This is a genomic window from Streptomyces sp. NPDC096013 (assembly GCF_044763565.1).
Lineage (GTDB): Bacteria > Actinomycetota > Actinomycetes > Streptomycetales > Streptomycetaceae > Streptomyces.
In genome coordinates this window covers 94,049-110,220 of the sequence record NZ_JBIWGK010000019.1, presented here as the reverse complement: position 1 = coordinate 110,220, position 16,172 = coordinate 94,049, and the positions used below count along the sequence as shown (strand labels likewise).

The window sequence follows — 16,172 nt, the reverse complement described above, 5'->3', positions numbered from 1 at the left end:
AGGCTAGAGCTTCGTCCACGCCTCCGTGAGGACCTGGCGGACGATGGCCTCGATCTCGTCGAAGGTCGACTGGTCTGAGATCAGCGGCGGCGACAGCTGGATGACCGGGTCACCGCGGTCGTCGGCGCGGCAGTAGAGGCCGTACTCGAAGAGCTTCTTGGAGACGAAGCCGTAGAGCACGCGCTCCGACTCCTCGTCCGTGAAGGTCTCCTTGGTGGCCTTGTCCTTGACCAGCTCGATGCCGTAGAAGAAGCCGTTGCCGCGGACGTCGCCGACGATCGGGAGGTCGTGCAGCTTCTGGAGGGTCTGGAGGAAGTTGGCCTCGTTGTCGAGGACGTGCTGGTTGAGGCCCTCGCGCTCGAAGATGTCGAGGTTGGCGAGGCCGACCGCGGCGGAGACCGGGTGGCCGCCGAAGGTGTAGCCGTGCAGGAAGGTGTTGTCGCCCTTGTAGAACGGCTCGGCCAGGCGGTCGGAGATGATGCAGGCGCCGATCGGGGAGTAGCCCGAGGTCATGCCCTTGGCGCAGGTGATCATGTCCGGCACGTAGTCGAACTTGTCGCAGGCGAACATCGTGCCCAGGCGGCCGAAGGCGCAGATGACCTCGTCGGACACGAGCAGCACGTCGTACTGGTCGCAGATCTCGCGCACGCGCTGGAAGTAGCCGGGCGGGGGCGGGAAGCAGCCGCCCGCGTTCTGCACCGGCTCCAGGAAGACCGCGGCGACCGTCTCCGGGCCCTCGAAGAGGATCTGCTGCTCGATCTGGTCGGCGGCCCAGCGGCCGAAGGCCTCCGGGTCGTCGCCGAAGAGCGGGGCGCGGTAGATGTTGGTGTTCGGCACCTTGTGCGCGCCGGGCACGAGCGGCTCGAACGGGGCCTTCAGCGCCGGGAGTCCGGTGATGGACAGGGCGCCCTGCGGGGTGCCGTGGTAGGCGACCGCGCGGGAGATGACCTTGTACTTCGTGGGCTTGCCCTGGAGCTTGAAGTACTGCTTGGCGAGCTTCCAGGCGGTCTCGACGGCCTCGCCGCCGCCGGTGGTGAAGAAGACCTTGTTCAGGTCGCCGGGCGCGTGGTGGGCGAGACGCTCCGCCAGCTCCACGGCCTTGGGGTGGGCGTACGACCAGATGGGGAAGAACGCCAGTTCCTGCGCCTGCTTGGCCGCGGTCTCGGCCAGTTCGGCGCGGCCGTGCCCGGCCTGGACCACGAACAGACCCGCGAGACCGTCGAGGTAGCGCTTGCCCTTGTCGTCGTAGATGTAGGTGCCCTCACCACGGACGATCGTGGGAACGGGCGCGTTCTCGTACGAGGACATGCGGGTGAAGTGCATCCACAGGTGGTCGTACGCGGTGCGGCTGAGGTCCTTGCTCACGGTTATCGGGTTCCCCACATGTAGGTCTGCTTCTTGAGCTTCAGATAAACGAAGCTCTCGGTGGAGCGCACGCCGGGCAGTGCCCGGATGCGTTTGTTGATGACGTCCAGCAGGTGGTCGTCGTCCTCGCAGACGATCTCGGCGAGGAGGTCGTACGAGCCCGCGGTCATCACCACGTACTCCACTTCCGGCATGGCCGTCAGCGCGTCCGCCACGTTCTCGACATCGCCCTCGACGTTCACACCGACCATCGCCTGCCTGCGGAAGCCCACGGTGAGCGGGTCCGTGACGGCGACGATCTGCATGACGCCCTGGTCGAGCAGCTTCTGGACGCGCTGGCGCACGGCCGCCTCGGAGAGGCCGACGGCCTTGCCGATCGCGGCGTACGGCCGGCGGCCGTCCTCCTGGAGCTGCTCGATGATGGCGAGGGAAACGGCGTCCAAGTGAGGAGTACTGCCGTTCCTGGACTCGCGGGAGTCCCTCTGGTCTGCGCTTCGACTGGCCACGGCTTCACTGTGCACGACGTCTCGACCGTTCCGCAAGGCCGGTTCGATGAAATTCGTTGTTTACGTGGTCAAGACTTGCGGATTTCGTAGCCTTGGCGCGATCGGGGGTGTTGAAAACGTGGGCCGGGCGATTAGGGTGGGTGTCTCAGTGATTGGACACCCAGACCTTGGAGGGCCGGCAGTGAGCACCGAGCTGCGTCGTCTGCGCAATTACATCGACGGTGAGTTCCGGGACGCCGCCGACGGACGGACCACCGAGGTGGTCAACCCGGCGACCGGCGAGGCGTACGCGACCGCGCCGCTGTCCGGCGCGGCGGACGTCGACGCCGCGATGGCCGCCGCCGCCGCGGCCTTCCCGGCCTGGCGGGACGAGACCCCGGCCAAGCGGCAGAAGTTCCTGCTGGACATCGCCGCCGCGTTCGAGGAGCGCGCGGAGGAGCTGATCGCGGCCGAGGTGGAGAACACCGGCAAGCCGATCGGACTCACCCGCTCCGAAGAGATCCCGCCCATGGTCGACCAGATCCGCTTCTTCGCGGGTGCGGCCCGGATGCTCGAAGGCCGCTCGGCTGGCGAGTACATGGAGGGCATGACCTCGATCATCCGGCGCGAGCCGATCGGCGTCTGCGCGCAGGTCGCGCCGTGGAACTACCCGATGATGATGGCGGTCTGGAAGTTCGCCCCGGCGCTGGCCGCGGGCAACACCGTGGTGCTGAAGCCCTCGGACACCACCCCCGCCTCCACCGTCCTGATCGCCGAGATCATCGGCTCGATCGTGCCCAAGGGCGTCTTCAACGTCGTGTGCGGCGACCGTGACACCGGCCGCGCGATGGTCGAGCACCCCACCCCGGCGATGGCCTCCATCACCGGCTCGGTGCGGGCCGGCATGTCCGTCGCCGAGTCCGCGTCCAAGGACCTCAAGCGGGTCCACCTGGAGCTGGGCGGCAAGGCCCCGGTCGTCGTCTTCGAGGACACCGACATCGCCAAGGCCGTCGAGGACATCTCGGTCGCGGGCTTCTTCAACGCCGGGCAGGACTGCACCGCGGCGACGCGCGTCCTGGTCCAGGAGTCGATCCACGACGAGTTCGTGGCGGCGCTCGCGAAGGCCGCGTCCGAGACGAAGACCGGTCAGCCGGACGACGAGGACGTGCTCTACGGCCCCCTCAACAACCCGAACCAGCTCAAGCAGGTCACCGGCTTCATCGAGCGGCTGCCCGCGCACGCCAAGGTGGAGGCGGGCGGCCACCGGGTCGGCGACAAGGGCTTCTTCTACGCCCCGACCGTCGTCTCCGGCCTGAAGCAGGACGACGAGATCATCCAGAACGAGGTCTTCGGCCCGGTCATCACCGTCCAGTCCTTCACGGACGAGGCCCAGGCCATCGAATGGGCCAACGGCGTCGACTACGCGCTGGCCTCCTCGGTGTGGACCAAGGACCACGGGCGGGCCATGCGGCTGTCGAAGTCGCTGGACTTCGGCTGCGTGTGGATCAACACCCACATCCCGCTCGTCGCGGAGATGCCGCACGGCGGCTTCAAGAAGTCGGGCTACGGCAAGGACCTGTCGGGCTACGGCTTCGAGGACTACACGCGAATCAAGCACGTGATGACGTCACTGGACGCGTAGACGACGGCGCCTGACCCGACGTACGCGGCGCGGCCCCGCACGGGATCAACTCCCGTGCGGGGCCGCCGTGTTGTGTCCGGGGGAGCCGGCCGTCGCGGGGCCGGGCACCCGGCCCGGCGTCGACGACGACCGCGCGCCGCCCCCGCTCCGTGTGAACGTGCGGCTGCTTCACAGCAACCGATCGACAAGGTGTCGGGTCCACGGGAACCCGCTCGACGCAGCGTCCATTGATCGGGAACAGGCGGCCGGGTCATGCTGCGCGGGTGCCCCAGACTCCGAAGCCGTACTCGCCCTCCCGTCGCTCCCTGCTGCGCGCGCTCGGCGGGACCGCCGCGCTCGGCGCGCTCGCCGGGTGCGGTGTGCCCGCCGCGTATGTGAAGGCGGGCGATCGCGCCGGCGCCGATCTGTCCGCCCAGGACAAGCGGCTGACCTGGGCGAACTGGCCGCTGTACATCGACACCGATGACAACGACGCCACGAAGCGGCCCACGCTCGACGCCTTCGAGAAGCGCACCGGGATATCCGTCGACTACATCGAGGAGATCAACGACAACGACGAGTTCTTCGGCAAGATCAGCCCGGCGCTCATGAACCACCAGCAGACCGGCCGCGACCTGATCGTCATGAGCGACTGGATGTGCGCGCGGTTCGTCCGGCTCGGCTGGGTCCAGCGGATGGATCGGTCCGCGCAGCCGAACGTGGCGAAGTACCTCGACCCGCAGCTGAGTTCGCCCGCCTTCGACCCGGGCCGCCGGTACACCGTGCCGTGGCAGTCGGGCATCACCGGCATCGCGTACAACCACCGCAAGCTCGGCCGCGAGATCCGCCATGTCTCCGATCTGTGGGCGAGCGACCTGAAGGGCCGGGTCACCCTGCTCTCCGGGCTCGACGAGGCGTTCGCGCTGCTGATGCAGGGCAACGGCGTCGACATCACCCGGTGGACCGCCGCCGACTTCCACACGGTGTGCGACCAGGTGCGGACCCAGATCAGCCGCAACCAGATCCGCCGCTTCACCGGCAACGACTACACCAAGGACCTGGTCAGCGGCGACGTCCTCGCCTGCCAGGCCTACTCCGGCGACGTGATCCAGCTCCAGGCCGACAACCCGGACATCCGCTTCGTCGTCCCCGAGGAGGGCGCCGAACTCTGGGCGGACTCCCTGATGATCCCGGACCTGGCCCGCCACAAGACCAACGCGGAACGTCTCGTCGACTACTACTACGAGCCCGAGGTCGCAGCCGAACTCGCCGCCTGGGTCAACTACGTCTGCCCGGTCCCGGCCGCCCAGGCTGTCCTCGCCGACTCCAAGGACAAGGACACCGCGGAGCTGGCCGGGAACCCGCTGATCTTCCCGGACTCGACGATGCGGAAGCACCTCGCGATCGCGCGGGACATCACGTCGACGGAGCGGGTGGAGTTCGCGAAGGAGTGGAACAAGATCGTGGGGTTGTAGGGGCGGTGCCGCGGCCTACGGCCGTGCCGCGTGGTGTTCCAGCAACTCCCTTGCCCGGATTGCGGGTTGGGGCGCGGTATGCGTGGAGTCGGGAAGAGTTGTCGCAGGGTTCCGGTGATTCCCGCACGGGAACGGAAGGGGCGGGGGGCTCACTCGGCGCTCACCGGCAGGGCGGGCGCCGCTCCATGCGATGGGAGACCGACCAACGATGTTCACTCCGGTGCGGAGAAGAATACGGACGGCCGCGCTCGCGCTGTCGGTCATTGCGGCCCTCGCCCTGGGCGCGACCGCCACGGGCGGCGCGGCAGCGGCGCCCGCCGCCGCGAAACAGGGACCGACCTCGGTGGCGTACGTCGAGGTGAACAACAACAGCATGCTGAACGTCGGCAAATACACCCTCTCCAACGGCGGCGCCAACGTCTTCGACATCGCCGTGATCTTCGCGGCGAACATCAACTACGACGCGGGCACCAAGGCGGGGACCCTGTACTTCAACCCGAACGTGCAGAGCGTCCTCGACAACGCCGCCACGCAGATACGGCCGTTGCAGCAGAAGGGCATCAAGGTCGTCCTCTCGGTGCTCGGCAACCACCAGGGCTCGGGCTTCGCCAACTTCCCGTCCCAGCAGACGGCTTCGACGTTCGCGAAGCAACTGTCGGACACCGTGACCAAGTACGGCCTCGACGGCATCGACTTCGACGACGAGTACGCCGACTACGGCAACAACGGCACCGGCCAGCCCAACGCCAGCTCGTTCGTGTACCTGGTTTCGGCACTGCGCGCCAACATGCCCGGCAAGATCATCAGCCTCTACAACATCGGCCCGGCCGCGTCACGCCTCTCCTACGGCGGCGTCGACATCACCTCCAAGTTCGACTACGCCTGGAACCCGTACTACGGCAGCTGGCAGGTCCCCGCCATCGCCCTGCCCAAGTCGAAGCTGTCGCCGGCGGCCGTCCAGATCGGCGGCACCTCGCAGAGCACGGCCGCCTCCCTCGCCGCCCGCACGGTCAGCGAGGGGTACGGCGTCTTCCTGACGTACAACCTCGACGGCACCGACCGCACCGCCGACGTCTCCGCGTTCACCAAGAACCTGTACGGCAGTGCCGCCCACTACACGCCGTAGGCCGGCGACACTCACCGGCGTCCGCTGCACCCCCGGGTCCGAGAGGGTCCCGTAGGGCAGCGCCTCGGGCAGGCCGCGCTTCCGACAACGATGTCGGAGGCGCGGCCCGCGCGGACACCGTGACCTGCGGTCCGGGAGCGGCGCCGGTCCCGTCCTTCAGGACGGGTCGCCCTCCAGGGCGGAGGGATTCAGTGACGCCAGCAGCTTGAGCAGCAGGGCGTGCGTCTGCTCCTGCTCCGCCGGCGTCAGCACCTGGAGTGCCTCCGTGTGCGCGGCGCCCACGATCTCGGCCGCCTCCGCCGCGAGCCGTACACCGGCCTCCGTGGCGTGCAGACGCTGGGTGCGCCGGTCGCCGGGTGTGGTGCGCCGCTCCAGCATGCCCCGCTCGACCAGCCCGTTGACGGCCGTACCCATGGACTGCGGGGTGATCGCCGCCCGGCGGGCCGCGGTCGCGCTGGAGACCCCCGGGTCGAGGACGGCCTGCATCAGGGCCCGGTGCTGGGCGAGCGTGAGCTGGAGGGGGCGCAGGGCGCGCTCCATCCGGGCCGCCATGATCTGGCCGATCTGCCAGGCCACGTAGCCGGTGCGGCGGTCGGGATGTTCCACGGAACGGACCTCTTTTGGAAGGCAGCTGATTGTGATGTACAAATATTATCAGTTGCCTTCTAATCGAGGACCGCTCCGATGTCCCAGCACGTCGCACCCCGGACCACCGGCACGACCGGCTCCACCGGCACGACCCGTACCGCCCGGCACCCCCACAAGCACGCCCTGGACGTGGCCCATCCGCCGCCCGGCCCCGGGAACACGCGTGCCGTCCTGCTCCCCGTGGCGGTCGTCCTGCTGGTCGGCGCCGTGTTCGTCAGCGTCTACCTCGCCGCCTTCCACGCCCCGAAACCGCACCAACTCCGCGTCGGCACAACGGAGATAGGCACCGCGCAGGCCCACCTGCACCAGGACCTGGAGCGCGTCGCCCCGGGCGGCTTCACCGTGGAGACCTACCCGGACGAGTCCGCCGCCCGCGACGCCGTACAGGACAGGCAGGTCTACGCCGCCTACCTCGGCGACGGGAAACTCCTCTACGGCAGCGCCAACGGAGCCGCCGTCACCGCCACCGTGACCACCGCCTTCGGCAATGTGGCCCACGCGGAGCAGCACGAACTCGCCGTCGAGGACGTCGCCCCGGCGGCAGCGGGGGACACCCGGGGCCTCTCGGTCTTCTACGCCGCCTTCGGCCTGGTCCTCGCGGGCTACCTCTTCGGCATGACGACCTACCAGCTCGCGCCCCGCCTCCAGTACCGCTGGCGGATGACCAGCCTGGCCCTCTTCGGCATCGTCGGCGGCCTCCTGATCGCCGGCATCGCCGGAAGCACCGGCTTCGGCGCGCTGCCCGGGTCCTTCCTGCCGCTCGTCACCGTGATCTCCCTGATGGGCGCGGCGGTCGCGGCCACGACCATGGTCCTGCTACGGCTCTTCGGCTCGGCCGGCGTCACCCTCGCCTCGATCCTGATGCTGATCCTCGGCAACAGCACCAGCGGCGGCATCATGCCGTCGGCGTACCTGCCGGGCTGGCTGCGCCCGCTCTCCGAGATCCTCCCGGTCGGCGTCGGCGTCCGCGCGATGCAGGGCCTGTCCCGCTTCCAGAACGACGGCCTGGCCCGCGCCCTGGTGATCCTCCCGGTGTGGGTGCTCGGCGCGGTCCTCGTGCTCTACCTCAAGGACGTGTACCGGCGTGGGCCGCGGGCCGGGACGCAGGAACCGACACCGGAACCGGAATCGGCGCCGGCGCCGGTGCCCGGTCCCGCCGTCGGCTGACGTCGCACCGTTCCCCCGGCCTCGGCGACGGCTTCCGTGTCCGCCCCGGCCTCGGGCCGCTTTTCGCCCGATCGCCCTCGGACGCGGCATCCTGGACACCGTAGAGGATCTACATGGGACTCCTCTCGGGAAAGGACCTTCCGATGGACCAGCAGGACGCGCAGGACGAGCGGTTCGATGTCGTCGTACTCGGTGCGGGCCCCGGCGGCTATGTGGCCGCCGTCCGCGCCGCCCAACTCGGCAAGCGGGTCGCGGTCGTCGAGGAGAAGTACTGGGGCGGTGTCTGTCTGAACGTGGGCTGCATCCCCACCAAGGCCCTCCTGCGCAATGCCGAGTTGGCGCACATCTTCACCCGCGAGGCGAAGACCTTCGGCATCAAGGTCGAGGGCGAGGTCTCCTTCGACTACGGCGAGGCGTTCAGCCGCAGCCGCCGGGTCGCGGACGGCCGGGTCAAGGGCGTCCACTACCTGATGAAGAAGAACAAGATCACGGAGATCGACGGCCGCGGCACCTTCCTCGACGCGCACACCCTCCAAGTGGCGGGCTACGACGGCGAGTCACGCACGATCGGCTTCGACCACTGCATCATCGCGACCGGCGCCACGCCCCGCCTGCTGCCCGGCACCAAGCGCACCGCCCGCGTGGTCACCTACGAGGAGCAGATCCTCGCCGACGACCTCCCGCGGTCCATCGTGATCGCGGGCGCGGGCGCGATCGGCATCGAGTTCGCCTACGTGCTGCACAACTACGGCGTGAAGGTCACGATCGTCGAGTTCCTGGACCGGATGGCGCCCCTGGAGGACGTCGAGGTCTCCACCGAACTCGCCAAGCAGTACCGCAAGCTGGGCATCGACGTCCTCACCTCCACCCGTGTCGAGTCCATCGACGAGTCGGGCCCGCAGGTCCGCGTCACGGTCACCGGCAAGGACGGCACCCAGCAGGTCCTGGAGGCCGACAAGGTACTCCAGGCGATCGGCTTCGCCCCGAACGTCACCGGCTACGGCCTGGAGAACACGGGTGTGCGGCTGACCGAGCGTGGCGCGATCGACGTCGACGGCCGGTGCCGTACGTCCGTCCCGCACCTGTACGCCATCGGCGACGTCACCGCGAAGCTGATGCTCGCGCACGCCGCCGAGTCGATGGGGATCATCGCCGCCGAGACCCTCGCGGACGCGGAGACGATGGAGCTGGACTACGCGATGATCCCGCGCGCCACCTACTGCCAGCCGCAGATCGCCAGCTTCGGCTACACCGAGGCGCAGGCACGGGAGTTGGGGCACGACGTCAAGGTCGCGAAGTTCCCGTTCACGGCCAACGGCAAGTCGCACGGCCTCGGCGACACCACCGGTTTCGTGAAGCTGATCAGCGACGCGAAGTACGGCGAACTCCTCGGCGGCCACCTCATCGGCCCCGACGTCACCGAACTCCTCCCCGAACTCACCCTCGCCCAGCAGTGGGACCTCACCGTCCACGAGGTCGCCCGCAACGTGCACGCCCACCCGACGCTCGGCGAGGCGGTGAAGGAAGCGGTGCACGGACTCGCCGGACACATGATCAACATGTGACGCAGGGGTCGACCGGCCCTCCCCGCCCGCCGGGACCACCGTCCGGACGACTTTGCCCACCCTTTACAACCCACCCTCCCGCTGCCTCGTCTCTCCGCTCGATCACTGACCCGCCCCGCCCGCCGGACCGCCCGATGGTCCCGGCGGGGCGGCCGACGAGAGAGAGCGATTCATGCGCCGAACTGTCCTGAGCGCACTGGCACTTGCCTGCGGTGCCGTCCTGGCGAGCACCGCGCCCGCCTTCGCGGACGGGGCCTCCACGAGCCCGACCCGCGCCCCGTCCACCGCGCAGTCCGCGGCGCCGACCCCGGTCCCCAGCGACGCGCCCTCCCGGAGCGCGAGCGCCGCGCCCTCCGCCGAACCGTCCACCGCGCCGAGCCGGGACCGCGGCCAGGTCGCCGCGGTCCCGAGCGGCGCCCCCGACACGGGCGTCGCCCCGGCGTCGAAGTCGTCCGGCGACCTGACGACCGCCCTGGCCGGCGGGGGAGCCGCCGCGCTGGTCGTCGGCGGCGGAGCCTTCGTCGTCGTACGGCGCCGGAGGACGACCGGCGTATGACCTCGCTCTCCAGGCGCGCCTTCGTCACCGCGGCGACGGCGACGCTGCTCGCCGGCTGCGGCGGCGGGCACGCGACGACTTCCACCGCCAACTCCGCTACGGAACAGGGGAGTTCGGCCGAGAAGCAGTCCACGCCCGCCACGCCGCCGACGGCCGGGGCGACGCACGCCCTGGCCCGTTCCGTCCCGGTCACCCTGCGGGTCCCCGCGATCGGGGTCGACACCCCGGTCATGCGACTGGGGCTGGCCTCGGACGGCACCGTGCAGGTGCCGCCGATCACGGCCCACGACCGGGCGGGCTGGTACCGGAACTCGCCGACACCCGGGCAGACCGGGCCGTCGGTGATCCTCGGGCATGTCACCGTCGGCGCGTACGGGGACGGCGTGTTCCGTCACCTCGCGAAGCTGCGCGCGGGCGACCGGATCGAGGCGGGCCTGGAGAACGGCACGACGGCCACGTTCACCGTCACCTCCGTACGGACGGTCGCCAAGGCCGCCTTTCCGACGGACGAGGTGTACGGGAACGTGGACCGTCCCGAACTGCGTCTCATCACCTGCGGCGGGACCCGTACCGGTACGGGCTACCTGGACAACGTGATCGTCTTCGCCGCGCTGACCGCGTAGCACCGCCCGGCCCATCCCCGTACCGGCCATGTCCCCCTGCCGGGCATGTCCCCGTACCGACCATGGAGAGTGTTGAAACGGTCCCGCGAGCGGGCAGCGTCCGAACTGTTCGCCGCCGTCTATCCGCGCCTCGCCGGCTGGTGCCGCCGTCTCGTCGACGACGACGAGACGGCCCACGAGATCGCCTCCGAGGCGTTCACCCGGCTCTGGGCCCGCTGGACGAAGGTGGCGGAGCCCCGCGGCTTCCTCTACGTCACCGCGGCGAACCTCGTCCGGGACCACTGGCGCAAAATGGAGCGCGAGCGCCGGGCGGTCCGCCGCGCCACCACGGAGGAGGCGGTCCGCCCACCGACCGAACAGGAAGACCCCTCGGTACGGCTGCTCGTGCAGTCGCTGCCCGAACGGCTGCGCGTCCCGATCCTCCTGCACTACTACGCCGACATGACGGTCCGGGAGGTGTCCGTGCTGACCGGACGCAAGGAAGGAACCATCAAGGCCGACCTCCACGCGGCCCGCGAACTGCTCCGCGCCCACCTGAGGAGAAGCGTTGACCACACACTTTGACGAGGGAGACGAGGGCCGGGACATCGACCCCGACGACCCCCTCACGGTCATCCTGCGCCCCTCCTCGGACTACCTCGGCCCGCCCCCCGGCCGCTACGAGACGATCCGCCGCGGCGCGCACCGCCGCCGTCTGCTCCGCGCGACGATCGGCGCCGGTGCGACCTGCGCGGTGATCGTCCTGGCCGCCCTCCCGTTCCGCCTGGCCCACCACGACACTCCTACGACCCCCACGGTCCCGCTGGCTCCACCCCCCGCGAGCAGCAGTCCCAGCCCCACCCCCACGCCCGCCCAGTCCGCGGCCAGGTCCCCGAGCCCCACCGCGATCCCCGGTTCCCCCCTGGACCCCCGCGTCCCGAGCCGCACACCGATCCCGACCACGGAACCGTCCAGGGTCCCGACGTCCCCCTCCGACTCGGCATCCGCACCGCAGGCGGCAACCGGCACGACCTCGCGGACGTCCCGCTCCCTCGACCCCTCGGCCGTGGCGACCACCGCGCGGTGACGCGTACGCCCCTGGGGTCAGTCGCAGTCGACCCTGCCCACCAGCGTCCTCACGCCCGCCGATCGAGCGCCGCCCGCGCGATCCGTTCCGCCACCGCGTTCATCGACTCGCCCTTCGCGTCGGTGGAGTTGACCGAGTAGACGAGCGTGCGGGACAGGTCGCGGGTGGCGAGGACGACGGTGCTGTAGCCGTACCGGGCGCCGGACTTGAGCCAGTAGACCTTGCCGCCGTACTCGAAGCGTTGCAGGCCCGCGCTGTAGTCGGCGCCCTCGACGCCCGCCGGGACCGTGAACATCTCCCGGAGCTGCGGGGCCGGCACGATGCGGCCCAGGAACAGGGACGTGATCAGACGTTCCAGATCGGCGGTGGTCGAGATCATGTCGCCGGCCGCCCAGCGGTCCGCCTGGTTCCAGTCGGTGACGTCCACGAACCGCGTCGACCCGTCGTCCTGTGGGACCAGCTGGTAGCCGTGGTTGTGCGGGCCCCGGATGCGCGGGTCGGTGCCGGGAAAGTACGTGTCCCGCATGCCCGCCGGGCGCAGGACGAGCCGGGTGGCCTCCGAGGCGTACGAGTGGCCCGTGACCTTCTCGATCAGCAGGCCGAGGACCGTGTAGTTGATGTTGAGGTAGTCCTGTTCCCGGCCGGGGCCGAACTCCGGGCCCTTCGCCACCGCCGACGCCACCACCTGTCTCGGCGTGAGCGTGTCGAAGCGGTGCGCGTACTGGTCCCCGAAGGCGTCCCCGAAGCCGTCACCCGCCTGTATCCCGCTGGTGTGATTCAGCAACTGCCGTACGGAGATGGGCTCGAAGGCCTTCGTGAGGAGCCCCGGCAGGTAGTGCTGGACGGGAGTGTCCAGGTCGACCTTCCCCTGCGCGGCGAGCCGCAGCACGGTCGCCGCCGTCACCACCTTCGTCGTCGAACCGGCCCGGAACCGTGCGTCGGGATCGGCGGCGTTACCGCTCACCAGGTCGTGCACGCCCGCGCTGCCCCGCCACGCCCCGTCGGTCCCTCCCACCCGGACGAGCGCGGCCGTCGCGTCGGCGTCCGGGAGCCCGGCGAGCGCGGCACGCAGCGCCTCGGCGTCCGGTCCCGCCGACGCCCGAGCGGTGGCCGACGGCGACGCGGCGAACGCCGGGGCGGCCAACGGGCCTGCCGCCAGGGCGAGTACGAGGGAGGCGGTGAGGACGGCGGTGGTGCGGTGGCGGGGGCGCATCGGCTGCTCCTGCGGTCTGGTCTCCGGCGGGTGTCGGTGATCAGCCTTGTCCGGTACGGCAGTTCGCGGATCGTCGGTGAGGAGGGCGTCCACCCCCAGGTCACCCCCGAGCAAGTGCCGTACCGCACAAGGGTGTTGCCGGGGTTGCCCCCTACGGGATCGAACTCGGCGCCGGAAAAACTGTTATCGCGGTCGCCTTCACGACGTCTCCCACTGCGTCCCCCGTCTCCTCACGCAGCGGAGCCACGCACATGGCCACCAGCGCACCCAAGCGCCCCCACCAGCACCGCCTCACCCGCCGGGGCCTGTTCACCCTCGGCGGCGGAGTCGCGGCGGCGGGGGTCGTCGGCGCCGGGATCGCCGCGTTCACCGGCGACGGGGCCGACGCCGCGCAGACCGGCACCGCCGTGGGTACCGCGACCGCCCGCCCGCGGGCACTCGTCCACCCGGGCATGCTGCACAACGCCGGTGACCTGCACCGCGCCAAGGTCCGCGTCGCCGCCCGCAAGGACCCCTGGCTGAAGGGCTGGACGCGGCTCACCGACAACCGGCACTCCGCGAGCACCTGGCAGCCCCGCCCGCAGGCCGTCGTCGTCCGCGGCGGCACCGGCCAGAACTACGTCACGCTGTACCACGACATCCACGCCGCCTACCAGAACGCCCTGCGCCGGCGGATCGGCGGCACCGAGGCCAACGGCGATACGGCCGTCACCATCCTCAACGCCTGGTCGGCCACGCTCACCTCGGTCGACGGCAACGCCGACCGCTTCCTGGCCGCCGGCCTCTACGGCTACCAGTTCGCGAACGCCGCCGAACTCGTCCGCGATCACCCGCAACGTCGCCTCCCTCATGGCGACCGGCATCCTCTGCGACGACTATGGGCATGGGCCTGATGGGCGCGATCTGCGAGATGGCCTGGAACCAGGGCGTCGACCTCTACGGCCACCTCGACAACCGGTTCATGAAGGCCGCCGAGTACGTCGCCAAGTACAACCTCGGCGCGGCCGTGCCCTACACGACGTACGGCTGGCGCAGCGGCCAGGGCAACGGCCGGTACATGGAACAGTCTGTGATCTCGGACATGGCCAGGGGCGCCGTCCGCCCGGTGTGGGAGATCCTGTACAACCACTACGCCCGGCGCCGACGCCTCTCCGCCCCGTTCATCACCCTCATGGCCGAGAAGGTGCGGGCGGAGGGCGGTGGCGGCGACTACGGCCCGAACAGCGGCGGTTTCGACCAACTCGGCTTCGGGACGCTGCTGTACAGCAGGTGACACCGTCGGGCACCGAGTGAGACCGAGGGAGACCGGGGAGGGTGAGGAGCGGCGTGGACGGGCGGCAGTGGCACTCCACCATCGCGGCGGCACAGGCCGGTGACCGGCGGGCGCTGGACGAACTGGTCGCAGGCTGGCTGCCGTTGGTCTACAACGTGGTCGGCCGCGCCCTCAACGGCCATGCGGACGTGGACGACGTGGTCCAGGAGACGATGCTGCGCGCCGTCGACCACCTGGGCTCGCTCCGCGACCCGGACAGTTTCCGATCCTGGCTCGTCGCGATCGCCATGCGCCAGATCCGGGACCGGGCGCGCCGCAGCTCCCCGGACCGGCTGCCCGACGGCCTGCGCGGTGACGCCGCCGACTTCGCCGAACTGACGGTCCTGCGGCTCCAGTTGGAGGGCCAGCGGCGCGAGGTCGCGGAGGCGGTGCGCTGGCTCGACGACGAGGACCGCCAACTCCTCTCCCTGTGGTGGCTGGAGGTGGCGGGCGAACTCACCCGCCGCGAACTGGCCTCGGCGCTCGGCATCAGCCGCCAGCACGCCGCCGTCCGCGTCCAGCGCATGAAGGAACGCCTCGAAACCGCCCGCGCCATCGTCCGCGCCCTCGACACCGCCTGCCCCGACCTCCGCGCCGCCACCGCCCGTTGGGACGGCCGCCGGGACTCGGTCTGGCGCAAACGCCTGGCCCGCCACCTGCGCGGCTGCGCCTCCTGCGGCGACCCGCGCGATTCCGTCGTACCGGCGGAACGCCTGCTCGTCGGCATCGCCCTGGTCCCCCTCCCGATCGGCTTCACCCTGTCACTGGCGTTCGGCACGAAGACGGCGGCTGCGGCGGTGGGGGTGGCGGGTGCGGCGGGTTCCCTCACCTCGGCGGGTGCGGCCGGGGCTGCGGGCTCTGTGGGCGCGGGAGGTTCGGCAGGGGGCGTCGGCGCGTCCGGTGTCGCAGGTTCGGCTGGTTCGGCGGGAGCTTCCGGGACCGCGGGCGTTGCGGGTACCGGAGGTTCGGCAGGGGTGGTCGGCGGGTCCGGGGCCGTGGGGTCGGCCGGGAGCGCGGGTTCGGCCGGTGCTCCTGCCGGCTGGTTCGGCAAGCTGCTCGGGGTGTTGACCAAACCCGCCGTCGCCGTGGCGGCGGGGGCGACGATCGCGGCGGGTGGCGTCTACGTCGTCACCCAGGCCCCGAACGACCCGCCCCCCAAGGCACTCACCCCCACGGCGGCGGCCACCGCACCCGGCCCGGGCTCCGGCACCCCGACGACCTCCGCGTCCCCCTCACCGTCCCCGTCCCCGTCCGAGTCGCCCTCGCCGTCCACCTCCCCGTCACGGAAGACGACCACCGGCCCCTACGGCTCGGTCGTCGACGCCGTGGACCGGGCACCGGACCCCAACACGCCGCCCGCCGCCCTCCCGCACCGCCCCGCGTCCGGCGTGACCAGCACCGGCGGCGCGCACGCCACGCTCAACCATCGCGGCGACAACGTGACGCTCATCGGCCAGGGTTACGTCCTCGTCCGCTGGCAGATCTCACCGCAGTACCGCAACGGCGCGGTGGTGATGCCGAGTTGGACCGCCCTCAAGGGCAAGCTCTTCCACGCGGCCTCGGGCGGTGGCCGTCGCATGGACGACCCGGTCAGCACCACCGACTCCACCGCCACCGGCATGGGCAACTCCACCACCGGCTACGACGTCCTGCCCACCGGCACCCAGCAGATGTGGCAGAACGAGTACTTCTACGTCGACGGCAGCGTCACCCTCACCGTCAACGAACGCGGCGCCGACTACGGCCTCAACGTCTTCCCCACCACCTGGGACGCCGTGGAGAAGGACATCACCACCGGCCCCGCCCAGGGCGCGACCCGCTACGGCCTGACCCGGGACACCGGCAAGGACGACACCCCGATACCGCAGTACGTCACCCGCACGAACCCGGCCGACCCGGCGACGGTGGCTCAGCAGTCCCGCGTGTAGTCGTCCCGCACGGCCTCGTCCC

Annotated in this window: 14 protein-coding genes and 1 pseudogene; 11 read left to right on the top strand and 4 right to left on the bottom strand. The window is 70.7% G+C overall.

Features of this window, described 5'->3' with window-relative positions:
• Positions 1-3: 3 nt before the first annotated feature.
• Both ACIRB1_RS40340 and ACIRB1_RS40335 read right to left on the bottom strand, forming a co-directional pair.
• Positions 4-1,383, bottom strand: a complete 1,380-nt coding sequence (locus ACIRB1_RS40340) for an aspartate aminotransferase family protein (RefSeq protein WP_352182243.1) — start codon at positions 1,381-1,383, stop codon at positions 4-6.
• On the bottom strand, positions 1,368-1,886 hold the full coding sequence (locus ACIRB1_RS40335; RefSeq protein ID WP_352182242.1) for an Lrp/AsnC family transcriptional regulator: 519 nt from the start codon (positions 1,884-1,886) through the stop codon (positions 1,368-1,370). The genes ACIRB1_RS40340 and ACIRB1_RS40335 overlap by 16 nt, the downstream gene beginning before the upstream one ends.
• A gap of 166 nt (positions 1,887-2,052) precedes the next feature.
• Here ACIRB1_RS40335 and ACIRB1_RS40330 point away from each other — a divergent pair, with 166 nt between their 5' ends.
• The 3 genes from ACIRB1_RS40330 to ACIRB1_RS40320 all read left to right on the top strand — a co-directional run bounded on the left by ACIRB1_RS40330 (position 2,053) and on the right by ACIRB1_RS40320 (position 6,072).
• A complete protein-coding gene (locus ACIRB1_RS40330; protein WP_352182241.1) occupies positions 2,053-3,492 on the top strand; it encodes a gamma-aminobutyraldehyde dehydrogenase in 1,440 nt (479 codons plus the stop codon).
• A gap of 263 nt (positions 3,493-3,755) precedes the next feature.
• Entirely contained in the window at positions 3,756-4,946 is a 1,191-nt protein-coding gene (locus ACIRB1_RS40325) for an extracellular solute-binding protein (protein WP_403469010.1), read from the top strand.
• Between the two features lie 208 nt (positions 4,947-5,154).
• A complete protein-coding gene (locus ACIRB1_RS40320; RefSeq protein ID WP_403469009.1) occupies positions 5,155-6,072 on the top strand; it encodes an endo-beta-N-acetylglucosaminidase H in 918 nt (305 codons plus the stop codon).
• A gap of 156 nt (positions 6,073-6,228) precedes the next feature.
• On the opposite strand, the gene ACIRB1_RS40315 is transcribed toward ACIRB1_RS40320, so the two are convergent.
• Positions 6,229-6,678: a MarR family winged helix-turn-helix transcriptional regulator gene (locus ACIRB1_RS40315; protein WP_403469008.1), complete on the bottom strand. Its 450-nt coding sequence runs from the start codon at positions 6,676-6,678 to the stop codon at positions 6,229-6,231.
• Between the two features lie 78 nt (positions 6,679-6,756).
• Here ACIRB1_RS40315 and ACIRB1_RS40310 point away from each other — a divergent pair, with 78 nt between their 5' ends.
• The 6 genes from ACIRB1_RS40310 (at position 6,757) to ACIRB1_RS40285 (ending at position 11,697) form a co-directional block, all read left to right on the top strand.
• Positions 6,757-7,887 carry an ABC transporter permease gene (locus tag ACIRB1_RS40310; protein WP_403469007.1) on the top strand — a complete coding sequence of 377 codons (1,131 nt, stop codon included), beginning with the start codon at positions 6,757-6,759 and terminating at the stop codon, positions 7,885-7,887.
• Between the two features lie 143 nt (positions 7,888-8,030).
• Positions 8,031-9,452 carry a dihydrolipoyl dehydrogenase gene (lpdA, locus tag ACIRB1_RS40305; RefSeq protein ID WP_352182236.1) on the top strand — a complete coding sequence of 474 codons (1,422 nt, stop codon included), beginning with the start codon at positions 8,031-8,033 and terminating at the stop codon, positions 9,450-9,452.
• Between the two features lie 172 nt (positions 9,453-9,624).
• Positions 9,625-10,008 carry a sortase-dependent protein gene (locus ACIRB1_RS40300; RefSeq protein ID WP_403469005.1) on the top strand — a complete coding sequence of 128 codons (384 nt, stop codon included), beginning with the start codon at positions 9,625-9,627 and terminating at the stop codon, positions 10,006-10,008.
• Positions 10,005-10,631, top strand: coding sequence for a class F sortase (locus tag ACIRB1_RS40295; protein WP_403469004.1), 627 nt, complete (start codon positions 10,005-10,007; stop codon positions 10,629-10,631). The genes ACIRB1_RS40300 and ACIRB1_RS40295 overlap by 4 nt, the downstream gene beginning before the upstream one ends.
• Positions 10,632-10,703: 72 nt before the next feature.
• On the top strand, positions 10,704-11,195 hold the full coding sequence (locus tag ACIRB1_RS40290) for an RNA polymerase sigma factor (RefSeq protein ID WP_328828452.1): 492 nt from the start codon (positions 10,704-10,706) through the stop codon (positions 11,193-11,195).
• Entirely contained in the window at positions 11,179-11,697 is a 519-nt protein-coding gene (locus tag ACIRB1_RS40285; protein WP_403469003.1) for a hypothetical protein, read from the top strand. Before ACIRB1_RS40290 ends, ACIRB1_RS40285 begins: the two co-directional genes overlap by 17 nt.
• A 49-nt stretch (positions 11,698-11,746) precedes the next feature.
• On the opposite strand, the gene ACIRB1_RS40280 is transcribed toward ACIRB1_RS40285, so the two are convergent.
• Positions 11,747-12,910 (bottom strand): serine hydrolase domain-containing protein, encoded by a 1,164-nt coding sequence (locus ACIRB1_RS40280; RefSeq protein ID WP_403469002.1) that lies wholly within the window; start codon positions 12,908-12,910, stop codon positions 11,747-11,749.
• Between the two features lie 251 nt (positions 12,911-13,161).
• On the opposite strand from ACIRB1_RS40280, the pseudogene ACIRB1_RS40275 reads away from it, so the two are divergent.
• Both ACIRB1_RS40275 and ACIRB1_RS40270 read left to right on the top strand, forming a co-directional pair.
• Positions 13,162-14,183, top strand: a pseudogene (locus tag ACIRB1_RS40275) (cell wall anchor protein).
• 53 nt (positions 14,184-14,236) lie between these two features.
• On the top strand, positions 14,237-16,150 hold the full coding sequence (locus ACIRB1_RS40270) for a sigma-70 family RNA polymerase sigma factor (RefSeq protein ID WP_403469001.1): 1,914 nt from the start codon (positions 14,237-14,239) through the stop codon (positions 16,148-16,150).
• The last annotated feature ends 22 nt before the right edge of the window (positions 16,151-16,172 follow it).